This window comes from Microbacterium sp. MYb62, assembly GCF_002979475.1.
GTDB lineage: Bacteria > Actinomycetota > Actinomycetes > Actinomycetales > Microbacteriaceae > Microbacterium.
This window is the reverse complement of sequence record NZ_PCOY01000002.1, coordinates 379,017-400,433: the sequence shown is the minus strand read 5'-3', so window position 1 is coordinate 400,433 and position 21,417 is coordinate 379,017. Positions and strand designations below refer to the sequence as shown.

24 protein-coding genes are annotated in these 21,417 nt (G+C 69.6%); 12 read left to right on the top strand and 12 right to left on the bottom strand.

The window, feature by feature from the left end:
- Together CQ042_RS04425 and CQ042_RS04420 are read right to left on the bottom strand one after the other, a co-directional pair.
- On the bottom strand, nt 1-369 hold the full coding sequence (locus tag CQ042_RS04425; RefSeq protein WP_105669097.1) for a hypothetical protein: 369 nt from the start codon (nt 367-369) through the stop codon (nt 1-3).
- Nucleotides 366-1,016: an acyl-CoA synthetase gene (locus CQ042_RS04420; RefSeq protein ID WP_105669095.1), complete on the bottom strand. Its 651-nt coding sequence runs from the start codon at nt 1,014-1,016 to the stop codon at nt 366-368. The genes CQ042_RS04425 and CQ042_RS04420 overlap by 4 nt, the downstream gene beginning before the upstream one ends.
- A gap of 305 nt (nt 1,017-1,321) precedes the next feature.
- Between CQ042_RS04420 and CQ042_RS04415 the strand changes: the two genes are divergently transcribed.
- A complete protein-coding gene (locus tag CQ042_RS04415) occupies nt 1,322-2,245 on the top strand; it encodes a hypothetical protein (RefSeq protein ID WP_105669094.1) in 924 nt (307 codons plus the stop codon).
- Here CQ042_RS04415 and CQ042_RS04410 read toward each other — a convergent pair.
- Together CQ042_RS04410 and CQ042_RS04405 are read right to left on the bottom strand one after the other, a co-directional pair.
- On the bottom strand, nt 2,233-3,072 hold the full coding sequence (locus tag CQ042_RS04410; protein WP_105669092.1) for a sulfurtransferase: 840 nt from the start codon (nt 3,070-3,072) through the stop codon (nt 2,233-2,235). The genes CQ042_RS04415 and CQ042_RS04410 overlap by 13 nt on opposite strands.
- Nucleotides 3,073-3,139: 67 nt before the next feature.
- The gene (locus CQ042_RS04405; protein ID WP_105669090.1) at nt 3,140-4,159 is read right to left on the bottom strand and encodes a zinc-dependent alcohol dehydrogenase family protein; all 1,020 of its coding nucleotides are present in this window, start codon (nt 4,157-4,159) and stop codon (nt 3,140-3,142) included.
- 130 nt (nt 4,160-4,289) lie between these two features.
- Here CQ042_RS04405 and ribA point away from each other — a divergent pair, with 130 nt between their 5' ends.
- From ribA to CQ042_RS04385, 4 genes are all read left to right on the top strand, one after another.
- A complete protein-coding gene (gene ribA, locus CQ042_RS04400) occupies nt 4,290-4,949 on the top strand; it encodes a GTP cyclohydrolase II (RefSeq protein ID WP_105669088.1) in 660 nt (219 codons plus the stop codon).
- 29 nt (nt 4,950-4,978) lie between these two features.
- The gene (locus CQ042_RS04395; protein WP_105669086.1) at nt 4,979-5,452 is read left to right on the top strand and encodes a MarR family winged helix-turn-helix transcriptional regulator; all 474 of its coding nucleotides are present in this window, start codon (nt 4,979-4,981) and stop codon (nt 5,450-5,452) included.
- Nucleotides 5,453-5,522: 70 nt separating this feature from the next.
- Nucleotides 5,523-6,413: a helix-turn-helix transcriptional regulator gene (locus CQ042_RS04390; RefSeq protein WP_105669084.1), complete on the top strand. Its 891-nt coding sequence runs from the start codon at nt 5,523-5,525 to the stop codon at nt 6,411-6,413.
- A gap of 66 nt (nt 6,414-6,479) precedes the next feature.
- Nucleotides 6,480-6,845 (top strand): helix-turn-helix domain-containing protein, encoded by a 366-nt coding sequence (locus CQ042_RS04385; RefSeq protein WP_105669082.1) that lies wholly within the window; start codon nt 6,480-6,482, stop codon nt 6,843-6,845.
- 59 nt (nt 6,846-6,904) lie between these two features.
- Here CQ042_RS04385 and CQ042_RS04380 read toward each other — a convergent pair whose 3' ends face one another.
- From CQ042_RS04380 to CQ042_RS04365, 4 genes are all read right to left on the bottom strand, one after another.
- A complete protein-coding gene (locus CQ042_RS04380) occupies nt 6,905-7,495 on the bottom strand; it encodes a ClpP family protease (RefSeq protein WP_105669080.1) in 591 nt (196 codons plus the stop codon).
- Nucleotides 7,492-8,109, bottom strand: coding sequence for a ClpP family protease (locus tag CQ042_RS04375; protein WP_181157432.1), 618 nt, complete (start codon nt 8,107-8,109; stop codon nt 7,492-7,494). Before CQ042_RS04375 ends, CQ042_RS04380 begins: the two co-directional genes overlap by 4 nt.
- Before the next feature lie 87 nt (nt 8,110-8,196).
- The gene (locus tag CQ042_RS04370) at nt 8,197-8,703 is read right to left on the bottom strand and encodes a hypothetical protein (RefSeq protein WP_105669078.1); all 507 of its coding nucleotides are present in this window, start codon (nt 8,701-8,703) and stop codon (nt 8,197-8,199) included.
- Between the two features lie 188 nt (nt 8,704-8,891).
- Entirely contained in the window at nt 8,892-10,283 is a 1,392-nt protein-coding gene (locus tag CQ042_RS04365; protein WP_105669076.1) for a hypothetical protein, read from the bottom strand.
- Between the two features lie 248 nt (nt 10,284-10,531).
- Here CQ042_RS04365 and CQ042_RS04360 point away from each other — a divergent pair, with 248 nt between their 5' ends.
- Genes CQ042_RS04360 through CQ042_RS04345 form a run of 4 tightly spaced genes read left to right on the top strand, consistent with a single transcriptional unit; the run spans nt 10,532 to nt 13,571 of the window.
- Nucleotides 10,532-11,005 carry an acyl-CoA thioesterase gene (locus tag CQ042_RS04360; RefSeq protein WP_105669074.1) on the top strand — a complete coding sequence of 158 codons (474 nt, stop codon included), beginning with the start codon at nt 10,532-10,534 and terminating at the stop codon, nt 11,003-11,005.
- A gap of 57 nt (nt 11,006-11,062) precedes the next feature.
- The gene (locus CQ042_RS04355) at nt 11,063-11,989 is read left to right on the top strand and encodes a metal ABC transporter substrate-binding protein (protein ID WP_105669072.1); all 927 of its coding nucleotides are present in this window, start codon (nt 11,063-11,065) and stop codon (nt 11,987-11,989) included.
- A complete protein-coding gene (locus CQ042_RS04350; protein WP_105669070.1) occupies nt 11,986-12,720 on the top strand; it encodes a metal ABC transporter ATP-binding protein in 735 nt (244 codons plus the stop codon). The genes CQ042_RS04355 and CQ042_RS04350 overlap by 4 nt, the downstream gene beginning before the upstream one ends.
- A complete protein-coding gene (locus CQ042_RS04345) occupies nt 12,717-13,571 on the top strand; it encodes a metal ABC transporter permease (RefSeq protein WP_105669068.1) in 855 nt (284 codons plus the stop codon). Before CQ042_RS04350 ends, CQ042_RS04345 begins: the two co-directional genes overlap by 4 nt.
- Before the next feature lie 35 nt (nt 13,572-13,606).
- On the opposite strand, the gene CQ042_RS04340 is transcribed toward CQ042_RS04345, so the two are convergent.
- Entirely contained in the window at nt 13,607-14,866 is a 1,260-nt protein-coding gene (locus CQ042_RS04340) for a PLP-dependent aspartate aminotransferase family protein (protein WP_105669066.1), read from the bottom strand.
- Nucleotides 14,867-14,978: 112 nt separating this feature from the next.
- Between CQ042_RS04340 and CQ042_RS04335 the strand changes: the two genes are divergently transcribed.
- Nucleotides 14,979-15,446 (top strand): Lrp/AsnC family transcriptional regulator, encoded by a 468-nt coding sequence (locus CQ042_RS04335; RefSeq protein ID WP_105669064.1) that lies wholly within the window; start codon nt 14,979-14,981, stop codon nt 15,444-15,446.
- 60 nt (nt 15,447-15,506) lie between these two features.
- Nucleotides 15,507-17,216, top strand: a complete 1,710-nt coding sequence (locus tag CQ042_RS04330; protein WP_105669063.1) for an AMP-binding protein — start codon at nt 15,507-15,509, stop codon at nt 17,214-17,216.
- 4 nt (nt 17,217-17,220) lie between these two features.
- Here the strand turns inward: CQ042_RS04330 and CQ042_RS04325 are convergent, their stop codons facing one another.
- Both CQ042_RS04325 and CQ042_RS04320 read right to left on the bottom strand, forming a co-directional pair.
- The gene (locus tag CQ042_RS04325) at nt 17,221-17,643 is read right to left on the bottom strand and encodes a hypothetical protein (RefSeq protein WP_146115342.1); all 423 of its coding nucleotides are present in this window, start codon (nt 17,641-17,643) and stop codon (nt 17,221-17,223) included.
- A gap of 134 nt (nt 17,644-17,777) precedes the next feature.
- Nucleotides 17,778-19,250 carry an MATE family efflux transporter gene (locus CQ042_RS04320; RefSeq protein ID WP_105669061.1) on the bottom strand — a complete coding sequence of 491 codons (1,473 nt, stop codon included), beginning with the start codon at nt 19,248-19,250 and terminating at the stop codon, nt 17,778-17,780.
- 155 nt (nt 19,251-19,405) lie between these two features.
- Between CQ042_RS04320 and cycA the strand changes: the two genes are divergently transcribed.
- Nucleotides 19,406-20,875 carry a D-serine/D-alanine/glycine transporter gene (gene cycA / locus CQ042_RS04315; protein WP_105669060.1) on the top strand — a complete coding sequence of 490 codons (1,470 nt, stop codon included), beginning with the start codon at nt 19,406-19,408 and terminating at the stop codon, nt 20,873-20,875.
- Nucleotides 20,876-20,941: 66 nt separating this feature from the next.
- Here the strand turns inward: cycA and CQ042_RS04310 are convergent, their stop codons facing one another.
- A complete protein-coding gene (locus CQ042_RS04310; RefSeq protein ID WP_105669058.1) occupies nt 20,942-21,394 on the bottom strand; it encodes a DUF2871 domain-containing protein in 453 nt (150 codons plus the stop codon).
- Nucleotides 21,395-21,417: the final 23 nt, after the last annotated feature.

Below are 21,417 nucleotides of genomic sequence, written 5' to 3'. Positions count from 1 at the left end.
TCACGAAGCGGCGGGACGGCCGGGCTCGTCGTCGCCCTTCGTCTCGCCCTTCGCCTCGCCCTCGGGCTCCGGGTCGTACAGCACCGGGCGATCGATGGTCTTGGTGACGTCGGCGGGGTCGACGGCGAGGATCAGCATCGCGAGCATCAGCAGGGTGACGATGAACGCCCCACCGCCCACGACCAGTCCCAGGGCGACGGGCGTCAGGCCGTCGTAGGTGCCGTTCGCGATCGCCGTGTTGACGCGAGACGTGAAGGCGCCGGTCGAGACCAGCGTGACGACCATGGCGAAGACGCCGCATCCCAGCGCGATCAGCAGCAGGTGCAGAGGTCGCAGGATGTCCCGACGGGTGGGCTTCTCGTCGCTCATCGCTCTCCTCCGTGCTCCGCGGGAGCGGTGCTGTCATTCGATTCGGAGGCCGCGGCCACGGCATCCACCCGCTTCGGCGTGAGACCGGCGATGCCGAGGAAGACCGCGACGATCGCCGCGTAGCCACCGAAGATGCCGACGCCGAGGATGATGCCGGAGAGCACGAAGGTGCCCGCCTTCTCGATCGTGTACTCCTGCAGGAAGCCGGCGGGGACGAGCAGGAGGACGACCCCGAGCAGAACACCGAGCGCGCCCACCGTGATCGCGTCGCGTGCCAGCATGTCGCCGGTGCGTCGCGCGCGGATGCCGGCGAGGAGCTCGATGCCGCCGCTGACGATCGCCCACCCCGCGACGATGATGAAGAAGAGGTCGTCGGAGCGCCAGGCCGGGATGCCGCTCGCCATGCCGGCGACGATGCCGACCGCCGCGAGGAGCACGTACGACCAGCGCGAGCCCGCGGGGAGCACCAGCCAGGCGGCGAGCACCTGCACGAGGGCGGTGACCAGGACGAAGCCGCTGAAGACGGCGAGACCCACGGCGGCGGAGTGATCAGACGAGAACGTGATCATCAGCGCGGCGACCGCGGCGAACAGAGCGCGCAGCAATTGCACGTGGCGCATGGTGAATGCGCGAGCAGGGGCAGACATGACGGTCCAGAGTCCTCCGGGGTGTTCCCCTCAGTCTACGCGGGGCCGCGGAGCCGCGACGCCGGGAGGCGCGTGGAGCGAGGATTCGTGAAGCCCGGCGGATCTCCCCAGATCGATTGCCGGGCTTCACGACATACGCAGCAAGGGGGGCATCACTGCGTCAGGCCGGTCGTCGCAGGGTCGGGCACCCTGCCTGCGAAGACGGCCAAGTGACCCCACATGCCCACCCGGTCCCCTGAGGTACGCGCGTGCGGTCGTATGCTCACTCTAGAACGGTGGTCTTCACATACCGGAGGGGGTCTGTGATGAGTTTTGAAGATGATGTGCGCCGACCGGGCCCCGACTCCTTCGCGAGCGCCCTGCGCGATGCGATCAACTCGAAGCCGGTGACGCTCTCCTGGCTGCAGCGGCAGCTCAAGGCCCGAGGCAACTTCGTCTCGATGGCCACGCTGAGCTACTGGCGTTCGGGTGCTCGGCGACCGGAAGGCGTGCAGTCGCTCGCCGCGCTGGCCGACATCGAGGATCTCCTCGGGCTCGACGGTGGGGCGCTGAGCCGGCTGCTCCGGACGACCAATCGCACGGGCCCGCTGGGGCCGAACCAGTTCCCGATCGACGAGGAGGAGCTCGAGCTCGCCGTCATCGAGGCATTCCAGGCGCTCGGCGCCGAGTACCCCGACACCTCACGAGAGCTCACGACCCACTCGGTGACGGACGTCGGCCCCGACGGCAACGTCGCCTACAGCATCACGCGCAGCATCGTGCAGTCCACCGTCGGGACGATCACGTCGATCCCGTTCCTGGAGATCACACCCGGCGTCCGCACCCCCGCCCCCGTGCTGACGGCCGTGTCGGGGGGAAGGATCGCGGCGCGCTACTCGCACCCCGACGGCGAGGTGCACGGAGTGCTCTTCGAGCTGGACGTCCCCCTGACCGCGCCGGAGACCGCCATGGTCGAGTGGTCCGCCGAGTATCCGCCCGACTATCCGGAGACACGAGACACCGGCCACGCGCTGGCCCAGAAGGCCAGGGAGCTGCTGGTGTGGACGCGCTTCCACCCCGATGCCATCCCGGATTGGTGCGAAGAGCATGTCGAGACACCGGAAGGCGTGACCATGACCCCGCTGCCGCCACCGCGGGGAACATCCGTGCATCTGGTGCGCAGGGCATTCGGCCCCGGTGCCCTCGCGCTGCACTGGGGCTACGGCCCCCGGGAGGGTCAGCCGGGCTGATCGCCCGTCGCGACCGGACGGCCGGGAGTGTTCGACCACTGGCTCCACGAGCCGGGGAAGACCTTCGCCTCGATGCCGACCTCGTGCAGGATCAGGGCCGTGTGGGCGGCCGTCACGCCGGAACCGCAGTACGCCGCGACCGCCGCGCCCGGGGTCACGCCCACACCGGCGAAGGTCTCGCGCACGGTCTCGGGATCGAGGATGCGGCCCTCCGCGTCGAGGTGCAGCAGGGTCGGCAGATTCCGCGCGCCGGGGATGTGGCCCGCCACCGGGTCGAGCGGCTCGGTCTCACCGCGGTACCGTTCCGGCGCCCGGACGTCGAGCAGGACCCCCGAAGCCGGGAACGCGGCCGCCTCGTCGATCGTCAGCGCGTCCCCGCCGATCTCGCCGAGCACGACATCCCCCTCCTCCGGGAGCACGTCGTCGGTCGCGACCTCGAACCCCTCGGCCCGCCAGCCGCGGATGCCGCCGGCGAGCACGCGGACATCGATGCCGGCCTGCCGCAGCAGCCACCAGGCGCGGGCGGCGGAGATGCCCTTGGCGTCGTCGTAGGCGACGACGGTGTCCCCGGTGCGCACTCCCCAACGGCGCGCCGCGACCTGGAGCACTGCCGTCGAGGGCAGCGGGTGCCGTCCCTCCGAAGGCTCGCCGTGGGTGGAGAGCTCGGTGTCGAGCGAGGCGAAGACGGCGCCGGGGATGTGCCCGGTCAGGTAGTCGTCATGTCCTGCTTCCGGTCGATCCAGTCGCCACCGCACGTCGATCACGCGCACCGGCGCCCCCCGGGTCAGCAGGTCGTCCAGCTCGACGGCACTCACGAAGTCGCTCATGCTGCGAGGCTACCGAGTCGGCGGCGAGCTTCGGCGCGCCGCCGTCTTCTTCCGTCACGATCGGGCGTCAGACCGTGAGCAGCACCTTGGTGGCGCGACGCTCGTCCATGGCCCGGTAGCCCTCCGCCGCATCCTCGAGCGGGAGGGTGAGGTCGAACACCTTGCCCGGGTCGATCTTCCGATCCCAGATGAGCTGGATCAGCTCGGGGAGGAAGCGCCGTACCGGAGCGGGACCACCGTGCAGGTGCACCCCGGAGAAGAACAGCTCCTCACCGGGCAGCGCGACGTCGTGCGAGACGCCGACGTAGCCGACATGTCCGCCGGCGCGCGTGGAGCGGATCGCCTGCATCATCGACTCCTGCGTGCCGACCGCCTCGATCACCGAGTGCGCGCCCAGGCCGTTCGTGAGCTCCTTGATGCGCGCGACGCCCTCATCCCCGCGCTCGGAGACGATGTCGGTCGCGCCGAACTCCCGTGCCAGCGCCTGCCGGTCGGCGTGCCGGCTCATCGCGATGATGCGCGCGGCGCCGAGCTCCCGCGCGGCGAGGATGCCGAGCAGGCCCACGGCGCCGTCGCCGACCACCGCGACCGTCTTGCCGGGGCCGACCTCGGCGGCGACGGCCGCGAACCATCCGGTGCCGAGGACATCGGATGCCGCGAGCAGCGAGGGGATCAGGTCGGCGTCGGGCTGTCCGGGTGTGACGACCAGGGTGCCGTCGGCATGCGGGACGAGCGAGTACTCCGCCTGCGTGCCGTACCTTCCCATCGGCACGACGTGCACGCAGCGGGACTGGTAGCCCGCCTGACAGATCTCGCACGTGTTGTCGGAGGCCATGAACGACCCCACGACGAAGTCTCCGACCTTCAGCGTCTGCACCTCGGAGCCGATCTCCTCCACGACGCCGACGTACTCATGACCCATCGGTGCGTGATCGACCTCGTTGGCGCCGCGGTAGGGCCAAAGGTCGGACCCGCAGATGCAGGTGGCGGCGATCCGGATGACGGCATCGGTCGCCCTGCCGATGGTCGGCTTCTCCCGCTCCTCGACCCGGACGTCGCCGGGGGCGTACATGACTACTCCACGCATTCGTGGTGCTCCTTCCGTCGTGTGCACCCCAGTCAACGCCGAATCCGGCGCGCATGGGAGGTACTGAGGGAACCCCTCCGATATACCGTGCTTCCGGGAATACTCCGGCGGACCGCGTGTTGCACCCGGCATGATTGAAACTTCAACCGTCGCTCCGGTCGCCACGGAACGCACCAGCGTCCGCGTGCCGCTGCGCTTCGGCGACGGCTTCTCCACCGCCGCCGACGTGGTCACGTTCGACGGCCTGGTCGACGGCCGCGAGCACCTGCTGCTCGGCCTCGGCGACTGGCGTGCAGCCCTCGAACGTGCGACCGACGGCGGCGACGCCCCGCTCGTGCGCCCGCACAGCGAGTGCCTGACCGGCGATGTGTTCGGGTCGGAGCGCTGCGACTGCGGCCCCCAGCTGCGCGAGGCCGTCGAACGCATCGCGGAAGAGGGCGGATTCCTGCTCTACCTGCGCCAGGAGGGCCGGGGCATCGGGCTCTACGCCAAGCTCGACGCGTACGCCCTGCAGGACGCGGGCCTCGACACCTACGAGGCGAACGTGGCGCTGGGTCACGGCGAGGACGAGCGCGACTACACCGTCGCCGCCCAGATGCTGAACGCGCTCGGCGTCGACGGCATCCGTCTGCTGAGCAACAACCCCGACAAGGCCGTGCAGCTCGAAGCACTCGGCATCCGCGTGACCGAGCGCGTGCGCACCGAGGTGCACCTGTCCGAGTCCAACACCCGTTACCTGCAGGCCAAGCGGGACCACACGGCGCACACGCTCGACCTGTCGGCGGCGTGACCGCGGGCGTGGCACTCCAGGAGGACACCATGGCGGCGGAGCAGCATCATCCGCGTCGACTCGACGACATCGAGATGGACACCTGGCTGCCCGTCATCCGGTTCGTGCAGCTGCTGCCCCAGGTGCTCGACCGCACGCTGAAAGAAGAGGTCGGGCTGAATCATGCGCGCTATGCCATCCTCATCACGCTGGCGGGCCAGGGCGAGAGCGCCGTCACCATGACCGAGCTCGCCCGCATCGCCGGGCTCAGCCGGTCGCGCCTGAGCCACGCGCTGGACTCGCTCGAGGAGCGCGGCTGGGTCGCGCGCACCTCCTGCGGCTCCGACAAGCGCACCCTCTCGGCCGCGCTGACCCCGGCGGGACGGGAGATGCTGCGCACGGCCGCCCCCGTGCACGTCGAGCAGGTGCGCGAGCTCGTGCTCGATCCGCTCAGCGCCGAGGAACGCCGACAGCTGGGGACGATCCTCGGGAAGCTCCTGCCCGGCGTGACGGCGGCGCTCTGAACCGGCGCCGGCCGATCACCGGTACCGGCAGTACCTCCCTCCGCGGTCGCCGAGCGCGTAGCGTCGAAGCATGGACACCCGCAGCGAGGTGCGCGAGTTCCTCTCCACGAGGCGCGCACGCATCACCCCCGACCAGGCAGGACTCCCCGCATTCGGCGGCAACCGTCGGGTGCCGGGCCTCCGCCGGGAAGAGGTCTCGCTCCTCGCGGGCGTCAGCGTCGACTACTACACCCGGCTCGAACGCGGCGACCTGTCCGGCGCCTCCGACAGCGTGCTCGAAGCCCTCGCTCGCGCGCTCCAGCTGGACGAGGCCGAGACCGCGCACCTGTTCGACCTCGCCCGCACGGCGAACGCCTCCCCTGTTGCGCGCACGCCACGGAAGAAGGCGACCGAGCTGCGACCCAGCATCCTCCGGCTCCTCGATGCGATGACCGAGGCGCCGGCGGTGGTGCGCAACAACTACTTCGACTATCTGGCCGCGAACGCGCTGGGGCACGCCCTGTACGCGCCGGTGTTCGCACAGCCGCAGCCGAACAGCGCGCGCTTCGCATTCCTCGATCCGGCGGCGCAGGAGTTCTACCCCGAATGGGAACGCAACACGCAGGAGCTCGTGGCCGCCATGCGCGGTGAGGCAGGACGCAATCCGTTCGATCGGAAGCTCACCGATCTCGTCGGCGAGCTCTCGACGCGGAGCGAGCGGTTCCGTACTCTGTGGGCCGCCCACAACGTGCGGTTCCACCGGACGGGCGTGAAGCGCATCGTGCATCCGGTGGTCGGCGAGATCGAGCTGACGTACGAGGCGTTCGAGCTGCCGGCCGACCCCGGTCTCCACCTGTCGACCTACACGGCCGAACCGGGCACGGCGTCGGCCGACAAGCTCCGGATGCTCGCCAGCTGGTGGGCGACGGATGCCTCCGCATCCCCCTCCTCCGAATCCGCGCCGAACCCCGCAGAAGCCTGAGCACGAGCGGTTCTGCTCTGAGCAGAACCGCTCGAACCGGCTGGATGCGGCGGATTATCGTGAGGCATGGCCGACATCGTCCCGTTCCCGCGCGCACCCCGCACCGACCGCCCCCACCCGAGCGACCCCGAGCCGCTGTGGCGCCACCTGCTGGGCGATCAGCTGCGCCGACGTCGCCACGATCGCGAGGAGACCCTCACCGAGACCGCGGAGAAGGCGGGCGTCTCGCCGCAGTACCTCTCCGAGGTCGAGCGCGGGTTGAAGGAGCCGTCGAGCGAGATGATCGCCGCGATCGCCGGCGCCCTCGACACGAGCCTCATCGAGCTGACGAGCGCCGTGGCCGACGAACTGCGGTCCGCTGCCGTCCCGGCATCCGCCGCGGTGTCGGTGTCGGTGTCTGCGTCGCGCGGCGCGTTCGCCCTCGCCGCCTGACCGCGAGGGCGAGGCTGCCCGCGAGCACGAGGCCGAGGGCGAAGACGAGGGCGAACGAATCAGCCGCGGGCGCCCAGCACCGTGTCGATGAGCCCGTAGTCCCGCGCGGCGGATGCCGTGAACACCCGGTCACGGTCGGTGTCCGCACGCAGCTCCGCGGCCGTGCGACCGCTGTGCCTGGCGAGGATCTCCTCCATGTCGGACCGCACCCGCACCACCTCGTCGGCGGCGAGGATCAGGTCGGGGATCGCGCCCCTCGACTGCCCGGCCGGCTGGTGCAGCACGACGCGCGCATGGGCGAGTGCGGCCCGCTCCCCCGGGTCTCCGGCCGCGACGAGGAGTGCCGCAGGGCCGATGGCCTGACCGACGCACGTCGTCGCGATGCGCGGGCGGATGTGCTGCATCGTGTCGTAGATCGCCAGCGCCGCGCCGGGGTCGCCGCCCTCGCTGTTGATGTAGAACTGGATGCCCGACTCCGGGCTGTCCGCGTCGAGATGCAGCAGCTGCGCGATGAGGGCGTTCGCGACCCCGGCGTCGATGCCGGTGCCGAGATAGATGACGCGTTCCGCGAGCAGGTGCGAATAGACGTCCATGATGCGTTCCCCGCGCGGATGCTGCGCGATGACGTTCGGGATGGTGTATCCGCTCATGCGTCCGCCCCCAGTCCGACGCGCGCGCGTCGTCGCGGCATCACCTCGGCGATCGAGGCGACGATGCCGTCGATGAACCCGTAGTCCTGTGCCTGGGTGGCGGTGTACCAGCGGTCGTGCAGCGAGTCCTCGAAGATGCGCTCGAGCGGCTGACCGGTGTCGGCGGAGATGAGCCCGAGCACGGTGTCGCGCGTGTGCCGCAGGTCGTCTGCCTGCGTCTCGATCTCGCCCGCCGAGCCGCCGATGCCCGCGGACCCCTGATGCATGAGGATGCGCGCGTGCGGCAGCGCCCGCCGCTTGCCCGGGGTTCCTGCGGAGAGCAGGAACTGCCCCGCGCTGCAGGCGAGCCCGAGCGCCAGCGTCGCGACGTCGTTGGGGATGAGGTGCATGATGTCGCGGATCGCGAGCATCGACGGCACCGACCCCCCGGGTGAGTGGATCCAGAGGGCGATGTCGGCGACGGGATCCTCGGCCGACAGCGCCAACAGCTGCGTCATCAGCAGCGTGCCGTTGTCGTCGTCGAGTGCGCCGTCCAGCACGAGCACGCGCTCGTGGAACAGTGCACGCCGGGCCTCAGGGCCGAACTGCGGGATGGAGGGGTTGTCTTCGCTCATGCCCCCAGCATCCGTCGCCGCCCGTCGCGCTCGGCCGGATTCTGCCGTGGGCCGCTCTGCCCTGAGCGGATACGTTCCGGCGCGGTCTCACCGCAGGCCGTCTTCGCAGTTGCTGCCCGCGCGCGCCTCCTGCCACAGCGCGTACTCGTCCCCGTCTCCCGCATCGATCTGCCACGGGGGGAACGTGACGAACTCCTCCATCGCCAGGCCCCAGGATGCGTCCGCCCGCGTCGACCGGGGGTCGTCTGCGGGCAGCTCATCCTCCGTCGTCCAGTGCTCGGCCGGATGGCTCTTCGCCCATTCGTAGATGTCCTGGCCGGTCTGGGACCAGTCGCGAGAGTTCATGCTCTCGGCGATGTCGGCGGGCATCGGCAGCCGGTCCGGAGTGCTGTAGTCGTACGTGCAGGAGTACGTCTGCCCGTCATCGCCGACGTAGCTCAGCGAGATCGTCACGTTCGTGGTGAAACCGGGCCTCTGCACCAGGATGACCGTCGCGATGATCGCGACGAGGGCAGTCACGGCGAGCCCGATGATCCACCCTGCGCGGCGACGCGGCCGCGCAGATCCTGCGGGCGACGGAGCGTCAGGAGCCACGAGCAGATCCTTCCCCGGTTGCGGACGGCGAGGGCCTCTCCCCGGGACACGACCGCATCGCATCCGCGTCGTGGAGCTCCCCCCGCCTTCCATGGTGCACGTTCCGGAAGCGACGTGCCAACCTGAGCGGATGCCCGGTGGGGAGGCATCCGCCCAGGACAGCGGGTGGGGACGGTGAGTGGAGACGGTCAGGCGGCGAGAGCCAGGGAGCGGCGATGGGTGATGCGGTGTCCGACCCAGAAGCCGATCGCGATCAGCCCGGCCAGGGCGATGCCGAGGATCCAGGGGAGCATCGACGGCGCGGCTCCGGCCGTGGCGGAGGCGAGCGTTCCCGAGCCTTCGGCGATCAGGCCGTTGCCGGCGGCGAGGTCGGCCGCTCCCGCCTCGAGCTTGTCGCCACCTGCGGCGAGGTCTCCCGATCCTTCTGCCACCGCGGCCGCCCCTTCGGAGAGCTTCTCCATGCCGACGTTGAGGTCGCCCGCACCGGCCTGCAGCGCACCGATGCCGGTGGCGAGCGTGCCGGCACCGTCGTTCAGTCGGCTCGCTCCGGCGCTGAGGTTCGCCGTCCCCGCATGCAGGGAGGACGCTCCGGAGGCGAGCGTCTGCAGCCCCGCGGTGAGCTTCGCGGCACCGGCCGAGAGCTGGGAGGTTCCGGACTGCAGGGACTGTGCCCCCGCGACGAGCGCGGGAGCGCCCTGGGGTGCGACGAGGGCGACCGTGCCCGGCCACTTCTTCGTCGGGTCTCCGCTGATGAGTGCGTCGACGCCGGCCGTGACCCGCGACGAGCCGTCGGCCGCGGCGACGAGGCCCTGTGCGAGAGCCGGGGCCCCCGCGGCCGCGGGAGCCATCGCGTCGACCTGCTTGTCGACACCGTCGGCGAGTGTCACGAGCGCCTGCAGCCGCGCGTTCTCCGGGTCGGCGGCGAGCATCCCGGCGAGTGCGTCGCGGAGCTGCTGGGAGTGGCCGGGCGCCGTGGCTGCGACGCCCTCCAACAGGGTCTTCGTGCCCGACTGCGCCAGAGCGACCACGTTGTCGTCCACCTTCGCGCCGAGCGTGTCGCTGAGTGTGGTCGCCCCGGCCAGCACGCCGTTCGCGTACTGATGGGCGCCCGCGACGCCCGCGGCGAGGGTGGAGACCCCGGCGGAGAGGGTCTGCGCACCGGCGTCCGCCTGGACGAGCTTCGCGGCGAGCTCCTGGGAACCGGCGAGCGCCGACTGCGCTCCTCCGCTCACCCTGCCCGCGCCGTCGACCGCCGTGGTCGCGCCGGCGGCGAGGCTGCTCGCGCCCTCCGCGAGGGTCGTCGCACCGGTCGCGGCCGTCGTCGCACCATCGCTCAGCTTCTGCGATCCCTGCTGCGCCCCGGCGGTGCCGGTGGAGAGGTCGTCGGTGCCCGCGGCGAGCCGGGTGGCGCCGGCGGAGAGGTCGGCGGCACCGGCTGCGAGATCGGCGGACCCGTCCTCGGCCGTCGTGGTTCCGACGGCGAGCTCGGAGGCGCCGGCGGCGATCTTGCTCGTGGTCAGGAAGAACAGGATCACCATCGCGGCCAGCAGCAGGCTGAGCACGATCACGGCGATGCGCATTCCGATTCCATGCGCGTGGGGCTTTGCACTCGTCATTGAGGACTCCCGGGTCAGTGGCGTCGTTGCCACCGGCGACTGTATGGGCGCACCACCTGCCATCGGCCGGATTTGCCGATCGAAACCAAGTCTCAGCACTCTTGAGACTCAGTTTCTTGTGGTGAATGCACAAACGAAGCCGAGGGGCGCTGTGCCTTCCACGAAAACGGACCGTAACATCGCGGACTCACGGCCCGCCTACCCTCGTGCTCATGGCGAAGCAGAAGGCACCGGCCTGGCAGTGGTCGGAAGACGGACTCAACTTCCGCACCCGCAAATGGGTGCGCCCCGAGGATCTCAATGCGAACGGCTCGCTGTTCGGCGGGAGCCTACTGAAGTGGATCGACGAGGAGGCGGCGATCTACGCGATCGTGCAGCTGGGCAACTACCGCGCCGTCACCAAGCACATCTCGGAGATCACCTTCGAGGCGTCGGCCGTGCAGGGCGATCTGATCGAGATCGGGCTGCAGGCCACACGCTTCGGCATTACCTCGCTGACGATGCGCGCCGTCGCGCGGAACATGATCACCCGGAAACGCATCCTGACGATCGAGAAGATCGTCTTCGTGAGCCTCGACGAACACGGGATGCCGACCCCGCACGGGTACGACGAGATCACTTACGAGCGCGACCGCATGCCGACCGAGCGCATCGCGACCGGCACGATCCGGCTGCCGTCCGCCTGAAGGCCCGCCGCGTGCGCCGGGTTGTTTTCGGTGTGCCTAAAAGCTAGATTTTTAGGCATGCCTAAAAATCTAGCTCGCCGTGCCACCGCCGTCGTCGCCGTCGCATCGGCCCTGATCCTCGGGGGCTGCACCGCCCCCGCCGTCGCCCCCACCAGCGACGACCAACCGGTGGTCCTCACGACGTTCACGGTTCTCGCCGACATCGCCCGCGCCGTCGCGGGCGACGAGCTCATCGTCGAATCGATCACGAAGCCGGGGGCGGAGATCCATGGCTACGAACCCACCCCCGGCGACATCCGCAAGGCCGCGGAGGCAGACCTCATCCTCGACAACGGCCTCAACCTCGAACTCTGGTTCGCGCAGTTCGTCGACACCGTGGACGTGCCGCACGTCGTCGTCTCCGAAGGCGTGGACGTGATCGACATCGGGGAGGACGCGTATGCGGGCACCCCCAACCCACACGCGTGGATGAGCCCCCTCAACGTGCAGCGGTATGTGGACACCATGCGCGATGCCTTCATGGACCTCGCCCCCGAACACGCGCAGACCTTCACGGCCAACGCCACGGCGTACAACGCAGAGCTGCAGAAGGTGCAGGACGATCTCGTGACCGAGCTGTCCCGCCTTCCCGAGGCCCACAGGGCCCTCGTGACATGCGAGGGCGCGTTCTCCTACCTCGCGAGGGACGCCGGCCTGACCGAGGCCTACATCTGGCCCGTGAACGCTGAGCAGCAGGCGACACCACAGCAGATCGCCCGGGCGATAGCGTTCGTGCAGGAGAACGAGGTTCCCGCGGTGTTCTGCGAGTCGACCGTGTCAGACAAGCCCATGCGGCAGGTCGTCGACGCGACGGGTGCCGCGTTCGGCGGCACGCTCTACGTCGACTCCCTCTCGGAGGAGGGCGGCCCTGTCCCGACCTACCTCGACCTGATCCGCCACGACGCAGACACCATCGTCTCCGCACTGGCCGGTGGCCGCTCATGAGCGCGATCGAGATGCGCGGGGTCGGAGTCCGCTACGGCGACGTGACCGCCCTGGAGAATGTCTCGTTGACGGTCGAGGCCGGGCGGATCACCGCACTGATCGGTATGAACGGATCTGGCAAGTCGACCCTCTTCAAGACGGTGATCGGGCTGATCCGTCCGCACACCGGCACGGTCAGCCTGGACGGTGCTCCCGCCGCCGCCGCGCGCCGCAACGGCCTGATCGGCTACGTTCCGCAGAGCGACGAGATCGACGGGCACTTCCCGGTCTCCGTGCGCGATGTGGTGATGATGGGGCGATACGGACGGCAGGGGATCACCCGCCGCCCTCGCCGCGACGACATCGCGGCCGTCGATGACGCACTTCAGCGCGTCGACCTCGCCGACCTCGCCGACCGACAGATCGGGCGGCTCTCGGGCGGCCAGCGCAAGCGAGCCTTCGTCGCCCGCGGCATCGCACAAGGGGCGCGGATGCTGCTTCTCGACGAGCCCTTCGCCGGGGTGGACAAGCGCTCCGAGGCCATGATCGTGGGGCTCCTTCGTGAACTCGCCACCGAGGGCCACGCGATCCTCATCTCCACGCACGACCTCCATGCGCTCCCCAGCCTCGCCGACGACGCCGTCCTGCTCCTGCGGCGCGTCCTTCTGCACGCACCGGTCGACGAGGTTCTGCGCCCCGAGAACCTCGCCAGGGCGTTCGGACTCGATGACGGATCGGAGCTTGCGGCATGAGCATCATCGAGGTTCTCGTCGAACCGCTGCAGTACGAGTTCATGGTCCGCGCCCTGGTCACGACCATCATCGCTGCCGTGGTGTGCGCCGTGCTGTCGTGCTGGCTCGTCCTGATCGGCTGGTCGTTGATGGGCGACGCCGTCTCGCACGCCGTGCTCCCCGGCGTCGTGATCGCCTACATCCTCGGAGCCCCGTTCGCGATCGGCGCCCTGGTGTTCGGCCTGCTCGCCGTCGGCCTCATCGGCGGAATCCGCGGGACCAGCCGGATCAAGGAGGATGCGGCGATCGGGATCGTGTTCACGACCCTCTTCGCGCTCGGTCTCGTCCTCATCTCGGTGACCCCGAGCCAGACCGACCTGAACCACATCATCTTCGGGAACATCCTCGGCGTCTCCACCGGCGATCTCATACAGATCGGCATCCTCGCCGCCGTGGCCTTCGCGGTGCTGCTGATCAAGCGCCGCGATCTGACGCTGTACGCCTTCGATCCCACCCATGCCTTCGCGATCGGACTGTCTCCGCGGTTCCTCGGAGCCCTGCTGTTGGGCGTCCTCGCCCTCACGGCGGTGGTCGCGCTCCAGGTCGTCGGCGTGGTGCTCGTCGTCGCCATGCTGATCATCCCTGGAGCGACGGCTCATCTGCTCACCGACCGGTTCGGTCGGATGCTCCTGATCGCCCCGATCCTCTCCGCCCTCTCGGCCGTGATCGGGATCTACCTGAGCTACTGGATCGACGCCGCGTCCGGTGGCCTCGTGGTCGTGGTGCAGGGGGTCGTCTTCGGACTCGCCTACCTGTTCGCCCCCCGTCACGGCGTTGTGGGCCGAAGACTGCGGAGGCCCGTGCTCGCATGAGTGCAGGCCACCGCCACCGCCGCGGGGCCGTCCCCTCAGGCGCGGACGGCCCCGCGGGATGCCTCACTCGAGGAGGCGGCGTGCATCGAGACCTGCGGCGCGGCGTCGGCGGCGACCATCGAGGCGATCGCCGCGAACGCCTGGCCGAGGTCGGCGATCAGGTCGTCGACGTCCTCCAGGCCGATCGACAGCCGCAGAACGTCGGCGGCCGGACGCGCCTCGGGCGGGACCGGGCGGTGGGTGAGCGCCGCCGGATGCTGGATCAGCGAGTCGACTCCGCCGAGCGACACCGCATGGGTGAACAGGGCCGTCGCACTCGTGACGGCGGACGCCGCGGCGAATCCGCCCCGCATCCTCATCGCGATCATCGCCCCCGTGCCGCGCATCTGCCGCTCCAGGATGCCGCGCGGATCGCCGTCGAGCCCCGGATAGAACACCTCGGCGACCTCGGGTCGGTCGATCAGCCACTGCACGATCCGCCGTGCGCTCTCCTGCTGGTGCCGCACCCGCACGGGCAGGGTCGTGAGTCCGCGATGCAACAGGTACGCCCCGAGCGGATGCAGCAGCCCCCCGGTCACCGCTCGCACGCGGCGCAGCGCTTCCGCGGTCTCTTCGCTGCAGGCGACGACGCCGGCGATCACATCACCGTGGCCGCCGAGGTACTTGGTGGCGCTGTGCAGCGACATCGCCGCGCCCAGATCGATCGGGTTCTGCAGCACCGGGGTCGCGAAGGTGTTGTCGACCACGACCGGGACCGACCCGGCCTGGCGCACCACGTCGGCGATGTCGGCGATGTCGAGCGTCGGGTTCGCCGGGGTCTCGACGACCACGAGGCCGGTGTCGGGCCGTACGGCCGCCGCCACCTCGTCGGGGTGGCAGTAGGTGGTCTCGACGCCGAGCAGCCCGGACCCGAGCAGATGGTCGGTGCCGCCGTACAGCGGACGCACCGCGACGACATGGCGCGCACCCGTCGCGCCGGTGTGCGCGAGGATCACGGCGGTCATCGCGGCCATGCCCGAGGCGAAGGCGACGGCGGCCTCGGCGTGCTCGAGTTCGGCGAGCGCGTCCTCGAAGCGGGCGACCGTGGGATTCCACAGGCGCGCGTAGACCATGCTGCCGTCCGCCGGCGGGCGACCCCCTGTCGCCATGGCCTCGTACGACTCCCCGCCGCGTTCGATGTCGGGCAGCGGGTTCGTCGTGGACAGGTCGATCGGCAGCGCGTGGACCCCGAGACCTTCGAGATCGGAGCGCCCGCTGTGGACGGCGACGGTGTCAGGATGCAGCGGTGCAGTCATGTCTCCACGTTGCCCGAATCACGATACTTCCGCAGGAAACCGACAGAGACCGCCAGAAAGTCGGCCCCTGACGCTATTCTGTGCAAGAGTCGGCACGAGAAGGGGCACCACGTTGGCGAAAGCACAACTCGACGAGATCGACCTCGAACTGCTCGCGGTCCTCAGCCGTGACGCCGAGACGACGAACAAGGCGCTGGCGCATCGACTCGGCCTCGCCGAATCGACGTGCGCACACCGAGTGCGTGCACTGCGCGAGCGCGGAGTGATCCGCGACACCCGCATCCGCATCGACGGGGCGGCCCTCGGGTTCCCGTTGCAGGCGATCATCAAGGTGCGCCTCGCGAACCACACCGGCGCCAAGGTGACGGCACTGTTCGACGCCCTCGCGAGCATCCCGCGCGTCCTGCAGGTCTTCCACGTCGCCGGGGTCGACGACTTCCTGGTGCACGTGGCGGTGCAGGATGCGACGGCCCTCCGCGACATCGTGCTCGAGCACATCACGATCCACCCGGTCGTGCGCGGCACCGAGACCCAGCTCGTGTTCGAACTCCGCGACGGCCCGGGAGTGCTTCCTTCCTAGGGGAACGTGTGCGCGAGGATGGAATGCACGTCAGCACGGAGCCAGGAGCAAGGGAGCACCATGAGCCGCAGCGCCACCACCGCCACGCACACCATCCGTGAGATGCGGGACTTCCTCTTCGCGAACGCCACCGACTACGCTGCGGCGCGTGCCGGATTCACCTGGCCGGAGGTCGATGAGTTCAACTTCGCGCTCGAGTGGTTCGATGTCGTCGCGGGTGAACGGCCGGACCGGCCGGCCGTGCAGATCGTCGAGGCCGACCTGAGCCTGCGCTCCTGGTCGTACGGGGAGCTGTCGACGCGGTCCGACCAGGTCGCCGCCTGGCTCACCGCGCGCGGCATCCGTCGCGGCGACCACGTGATCGTGATGCTGAACAACACGATCGAGCTGTGGGAGGTGATGTTGGCGATCACCAAGATCGGCGCCGTGTCGATCCCGACCTCCACCCTGCTCTCGGCATCCGACCTCGCCTACCGCGTCGATCACGGACGGGCGCGCGCCGTCATCACTCTCGGCGCGCTCGCCGACCGCGTCGCGGGTATCGACCCCGGCATCCTGCGCATCGGCGTGGGTGACGACGTCCCCTCCGGTTGGGCGCGCTTCGACGACTCGACCGCCGCCTCCACGGCCTTCGAGCCCGACGGACCGACGCCCTCGTCCGACACCGCGCTGCTCTACTTCACCTCCGGCACCACGAACCGGCCGAAGCTCGTGCAGCACACGCACGCGTCGTATCCGATCGGGCATCTGTCGACCATGTGGTGGCTGGGCGTACGACCCGACGACGTGCATCTGAACATCTCCTCGCCCGGGTGGGCCAAGCACGCATGGTCGAGCTTCTACTCGCCGTTCCTGGCCGAGGCGACCGTCTTCGTCTACAACTACGCCCGCTTCGATGCGGACACCCTCATGCAGGTCATGGACACCCACCACGTCTCGACGTTCTGCGCGCCGCCGACCGTCTGGCGCATGCTCATCCAGGCCGACCTGTCCCGTCTCACCCACCCGCCGCGCGAACTGGTCGGCGCGGGTGAGCCGCTGAACCCCGAGGTGATCGACCGCGTGCGCGACGCCTGGGGCGGCACGATCCGCGACGGCTTCGGACAGACCGAGATGACCGCCTGCATCGGCAACTCCCCCGGCCAGACCGTCAAGGTCGGTTCGATGGGGCGCCCGCTGCCCGGATATCCGGTCGTACTGCTCGATCCCGTCACCGGAGAGGTCGTCGACGGCGAAGGGGAGATCGCGCTCGACCTGTCGCAGCCACCGCTCGGGCTCATGGCCGGATACTACGACGACCCCGAGAAGACCGCGGACTCACGGGCGGGCGGCTACCACCACACCGGCGACATCGCGGTGCGCGACGGCGACGGCTACCTCACCTACGTCGGGCGCTCCGATGACGTGTTCAAGGCGTCCGACTACAAGATCTCGCCCTTCGAGCTCGAGTCGGTGCTGCTGGAGCACGACCTCGTGATCGAGGCCGCCGTGATCCCGAGTCCCGACCCGACGCGACTCGCCGTGCCGAAGGCGTACGTGTGCCTGACCCCGGATGCCGCGTCCTCCGAGGCGGACACGGCGCGCGCGATCTTCGCCTACGCCCACGACCGACTGTCGTCGCACCTGTGGGTGCGGATCATCGAGTTCGTGCCGGAGCTGCCCAAGACGATCTCCGGCAAGATCCGCCGCGTCGAGCTTCGGGCGCGCGAATCCGCGCGGGTGCAGTCCGGCGACGAGGCGGGACAGCACCGCGACCGCGACTACCGCTGAGCGATCAGCGCACGATCGCGATCGAGGCCGTCGCGGGCCCCGTCTTCGCGAGCGCAGGCTTCGACGTCGTCACCGCAGCGGCCTTCGAGGCGGGAACCGGAATCGGCAGGGCCTCCTCGACCGTGCGGTCAGCACGCTCGACACCGGCCGCGTTCGCGATCGCGCGCACCACGAAGCCGATCACCAGCATGGCCGCGAGCGAGGCACCCGCCAGGATCAACGGCATCCACACGCTCGCGAACGATGCCGTGAGGCTCATCAGCGCGCACACGATCCACAGAGCGACAGCGCCTCCGGTGAGCCCCCCGGCTCCTCGGATGATCGCGATCGCCGCGACGATCGCGCAGATGGCGGCGAGCGCCGCACCCACGTAACCGATCGGCACCATCACCGCGGCCAGATCACTGGCCACTCTCAATGTCGTCATGACGACCCCCCGTCAGTGGTTATTCCACTCCTTCGACAGTAGAAGTGTCTCCCGGAAGGGGCATCCGTCTCAAGTCCGATCCGCATCATCCTGAAGGCGGATATCCGTGCGGATCGGACGAGGCGACGCGGGTGTCAGCGGCGGCTCGGCCACCGCAGCCGCCGGGTGCGCACGACCCGCACCGGCTGGGTCACGACGGCATCGACGACCATCGACCCGTCGGTCGGCCCGACGATCGCGATCGCCGAGGTCTCGGTCGCCTCTGCGGGATCGATGGGCAGTCGTCCGAGCGCCCGGTGCGCACGGACGTACGCGGGCACGAGCAGCACGATCGCGCCGACCCAGGCGAGCGGGTTGCTCAGGGCGACGCCCTCGAACCCGATCCACGCCCCGAGCACGATGGCCGCCCCCACGCGCATGACCAGCTCGATCACACCGGTCACGGTGGGCACGAGGGTGTGCCCGAGCCCCTGCAGCGCGCCGCGCAGCACGAACAGCATGCCCAGCGCCCAGTAGCCGCATCCGTTGACGATGAGCATCAGGTGGGCCTGTTCGACGACGATGTCGGAGCCGTCGCCGATGAACAGGCGCACCATCGGAGCGCCGAAGGCGATCAGTAGACCGCCGAGCACCAGCCCCGCGACGACGGCCATCCAGGTCGCCTCGACCACGCCGCGCCGGATGCGGTCCGGTCGGCGGCCGCCGTGGTTCTGCGCCGCGTACATCGAGACCGCGAGCCCGAGGGAGGAGAGCAGGGCGACCGCGAGGCTGTCGACGCGGGACCCCGTGGTGTAGGCGGCGACCGCGTCGGCGCCGAGGGTGTTCAACGCCACCTGCACCGTGAGCGTGCCGATCGCGATGATCGATGCCTGGAAACCCATCGGCAGACCGAGCCGCAGGTGCTCGGAGACGTCGGCGCGGGTGATGCGCCAGTCGGCGCGGCGCAGGTGCAGCATCGGCAGGCGGCGGCGCACGAACTCGAGGCACAGCGCCACCGAGACGGCCTGCGCGACGACCGTCGCGAGTGCCGCTCCACCGACCCCCCACTCGAGAGGGCCGACCATGAGCACGACGAGCCCGACGTTCAGAGCGCACGAGACCGTGAGGAACACCAGTGGCGTCTTGGAGTCGCCGATCGCACGGATGATCGCGGAGAGGTAGTTGAAGAACATCGTCGCGCTCGCCCCGAGGAAGCTGATCTGCGTGAAGATCGTGGCCTCGGGCATCAGCTCGGCCGGCGTCTGCAGCAGGGCGAGGATCGGGCCGGCGAGGAGGGGCGCCCCCACGGTCAGGATCACGCTCGTGATGCCGCTGAGGAGCACGCCGGTCGCGACCGATCGGCGCACGGCGGCGTCGTCTCTCGCGCCGAATGCCTGTGCGATCGGGATCGCGAAACCACTCGTCAGGCCCCAGGCGAATCCGAGCAGGAGGAACAGCAGGCTGCCGGTCGCACCGACGGCGGCGAGGGAGGTGACGCCGAGGTGCCTGCCGACGACGATCGCGTCGGCGAACTGGTAGAGCTGCTGCACCACGTTGCCGAGGAGGAGCGGGATGGAGAAGGCAAGGATGACGCGCCACGGGCGGCCCGTGGTGAGGGAGGTGGCCATGAAGGAGCGGCTCGCAGAACTGAAGGGGTGATCGGGGGTGCAACAACCTTATCGAATCGATTCGGCGGAGCGGAATACCGGATCTCGATTCCGATCGATCCGGAGTCGGCAGGTACCGTCGGAGCGATGAAGTCGACGACGACCGGAGGACGAAAGTGACGAAGCAGCACACGGGGGGAACCGGACGCGAGGGCGATGCCACCGCGGACGGAGAGGAGCAGCACCTGCGGCGAGCGCTGAGCAACCGCCACATCCAGCTGCTCGCGATCGGCGGGGCCATCGGCACCGGTCTGTTCATGGGCAGCGGCAAGACCATCTCGGTCGCGGGTCCGTCGGTGATCTTCGTCTACATGATCATCGGCTTCATGCTGTTCTTCGTCATGCGGGCGATGGGCGAGCTGCTGCTGTCGAACCTGAAGTACAAGTCGTTCAGCGACTTCGCGAGCGACCTGCTCGGCCCGTGGGCGGGGTTCTTCACCGGGTGGACCTACTGGTTCTGCTGGGTGGTCACCGGCGTCGCCGACGTGATCGCGATCGCCGGCTACACGGATGCGCTCCTCCCCGGCATCCCGCTGTGGATCCCCGGTGTGCTGGTGATCGTCATCCTGCTCGCCCTGAACCTCCCCACCGTCGCCGCGTTCGGCGAGATGGAGTTCTGGTTCGCGCTGATCAAGATCGTCGCGATCGTGGCCCTCATCGTCACGGGTCTCGTGATGATCTTCACCGGCTTCCAGCACGACGCCGGCACCGCGAGCTTCTCGAACCTGTGGGACAAGGGCGGCATGTTCCCGCACGGGTTCATGGGCTTCGTGGCCGGGTTCCAGATCGCGGTGTTCGCCTTCGTCGGCATCGAGCTCGTCGGCACCGCTGCGGCCGAGACCAAGGACCCGAAGCGCAACCTGCCCAAGGCCATCAACGCGATCCCGATCCGCGTGCTGCTGTTCTACGTGGGCGCGCTCATCGTGCTGATGGCGGTCACCCCGTGGACCGAGTACGTCGCCGGGGAGAGCCCGTTCATCGCGATGTTCGCCCTCGCCGGGCTCGGCATCGCCGCGACCGTGGTGAACCTCGTGGTGCTGACCTCCGCGATGTCGAGCGCGAACTCCGGCATCTACTCGACCTCGCGCATGGTGTTCGGCCTGGCGCAGGACGGCGACGCCCCTCGGCTCTTCGGCCGTCTCTCCCGCCGCCGCGTGCCGCAGAACGCCCTGTTCCTGTCGTGCATCCTGCTGCTGTCCGGCGTCGTGCTGCTGTACGCGGGCAAGGACATCGGCACCGCCTTCGACATGGTCACGACGGTCTCGGCGCTGTGCTTCATGTTCGTGTGGACGATCTTCCTGTGCAGCTACCTCGTGTACCGACGCACCCGCAAGGAGAAGGTCGCCGCGTCGACGTTCCGGCTGCCGGGCGGCGTGTTCATGGTCTACGTGGTGCTCGCGTTCTTCGTGTTCGTGCTGTGGGCACTCACCACGCAGCCCGACACGCTGACCGCGCTGCTCGTGACACCCCTCTGGTTCGTGGTGCTGTTCGTGGCCTGGCTGTTCGTGCGACGCTCGCCGAACCACCTGGCCCGGCATGCGGCCCACATCGCCCATCTTCGTGACGACTCGGTGGAGGCGGACTGAGCCTGAACCCACGCAAGAGCGCCGCCTCCCGGAGGGGTGGGCGGCGCTCTTGCGGCGTTGCGACGGTCAGGCCGTGGCGGCGGATGCCGAAGCCGTGGGGGCTGCGGGCTTCACGGCGAACAGGCGCTTGCGCAGCGCGAGGAACAGCAGCACCATGCCGGCGCTGAGCAGGATGTGCCCCATCCCGGCGATGCCGGCGATCATGCTCGACGACTCCAGGCCGAGCACCGTGAGGCAGCCGTGCCAGACCATCATCGCGGAGGTCAGCACGAGGCCGGCGTTGTAGAGCCAGAAGAACCAGCCGAACAGGCGGCTCTCGGACAGGGTGAAAGCCTTCTCGAGGAGCAGGACGATCAGCAGCACGACGAAACCCAGCACCAACAGGTGCGTGTGCACGAGGCCGAGCTGCGTCGACTCCCCCTCGGGGAAGTCGTTGATCTTGGTGAACTCTCGGTAGAAGAGTCCGGAGGCGACGCCCACGAGCATGTAGGCGAACGCGGCGGAGAAGAGGCGGCGCATCGGAATCCTTTCGGTCTGATTCC

Excerpts from the sequence above, each read along its gene's own strand:
- CQ042_RS04425 (WP_105669097.1), bottom strand. The coding sequence starts at position 369 with ATGAGCGACGAGAAGCCCACCCGTCGGGACATCCTGCGACCTCTGCAC.
- CQ042_RS04420 (WP_105669095.1), bottom strand. The coding sequence starts at position 1,016 with ATGTCTGCCCCTGCTCGCGCATTCACCATGCGCCACGTGCAATTGCTG.
- CQ042_RS04415 (WP_105669094.1), top strand. The coding sequence starts at position 1,322 with ATGAGTTTTGAAGATGATGTGCGCCGACCGGGCCCCGACTCCTTCGCG.
- CQ042_RS04410 (WP_105669092.1), bottom strand. The coding sequence starts at position 3,072 with ATGAGCGACTTCGTGAGTGCCGTCGAGCTGGACGACCTGCTGACCCGG.
- CQ042_RS04405 (WP_105669090.1), bottom strand. The coding sequence starts at position 4,159 with ATGCGTGGAGTAGTCATGTACGCCCCCGGCGACGTCCGGGTCGAGGAG.
- ribA (WP_105669088.1), top strand. The coding sequence starts at position 4,290 with ATGATTGAAACTTCAACCGTCGCTCCGGTCGCCACGGAACGCACCAGC.
- CQ042_RS04395 (WP_105669086.1), top strand. The coding sequence starts at position 4,979 with ATGGCGGCGGAGCAGCATCATCCGCGTCGACTCGACGACATCGAGATG.
- CQ042_RS04390 (WP_105669084.1), top strand. The coding sequence starts at position 5,523 with ATGGACACCCGCAGCGAGGTGCGCGAGTTCCTCTCCACGAGGCGCGCA.
- CQ042_RS04385 (WP_105669082.1), top strand. The coding sequence starts at position 6,480 with ATGGCCGACATCGTCCCGTTCCCGCGCGCACCCCGCACCGACCGCCCC.
- CQ042_RS04380 (WP_105669080.1), bottom strand. The coding sequence starts at position 7,495 with ATGAGCGGATACACCATCCCGAACGTCATCGCGCAGCATCCGCGCGGG.
- CQ042_RS04375 (WP_181157432.1), bottom strand. The coding sequence starts at position 8,109 with ATGAGCGAAGACAACCCCTCCATCCCGCAGTTCGGCCCTGAGGCCCGG.
- CQ042_RS04365 (WP_105669076.1), bottom strand. The coding sequence starts at position 10,283 with ATGCGCATCGCCGTGATCGTGCTCAGCCTGCTGCTGGCCGCGATGGTG.
- CQ042_RS04360 (WP_105669074.1), top strand. The coding sequence starts at position 10,532 with ATGGCGAAGCAGAAGGCACCGGCCTGGCAGTGGTCGGAAGACGGACTC.
- CQ042_RS04355 (WP_105669072.1), top strand. The coding sequence starts at position 11,063 with ATGCCTAAAAATCTAGCTCGCCGTGCCACCGCCGTCGTCGCCGTCGCA.
- CQ042_RS04350 (WP_105669070.1), top strand. The coding sequence starts at position 11,986 with ATGAGCGCGATCGAGATGCGCGGGGTCGGAGTCCGCTACGGCGACGTG.
- CQ042_RS04345 (WP_105669068.1), top strand. The coding sequence starts at position 12,717 with ATGAGCATCATCGAGGTTCTCGTCGAACCGCTGCAGTACGAGTTCATG.
- CQ042_RS04340 (WP_105669066.1), bottom strand. The coding sequence starts at position 14,866 with ATGACTGCACCGCTGCATCCTGACACCGTCGCCGTCCACAGCGGGCGC.
- CQ042_RS04330 (WP_105669063.1), top strand. The coding sequence starts at position 15,507 with ATGAGCCGCAGCGCCACCACCGCCACGCACACCATCCGTGAGATGCGG.
- CQ042_RS04325 (WP_146115342.1), bottom strand. The coding sequence starts at position 17,643 with ATGACGACATTGAGAGTGGCCAGTGATCTGGCCGCGGTGATGGTGCCG.
- CQ042_RS04320 (WP_105669061.1), bottom strand. The coding sequence starts at position 19,250 with ATGGCCACCTCCCTCACCACGGGCCGCCCGTGGCGCGTCATCCTTGCC.
- CQ042_RS04310 (WP_105669058.1), bottom strand. The coding sequence starts at position 21,394 with ATGCGCCGCCTCTTCTCCGCCGCGTTCGCCTACATGCTCGTGGGCGTC.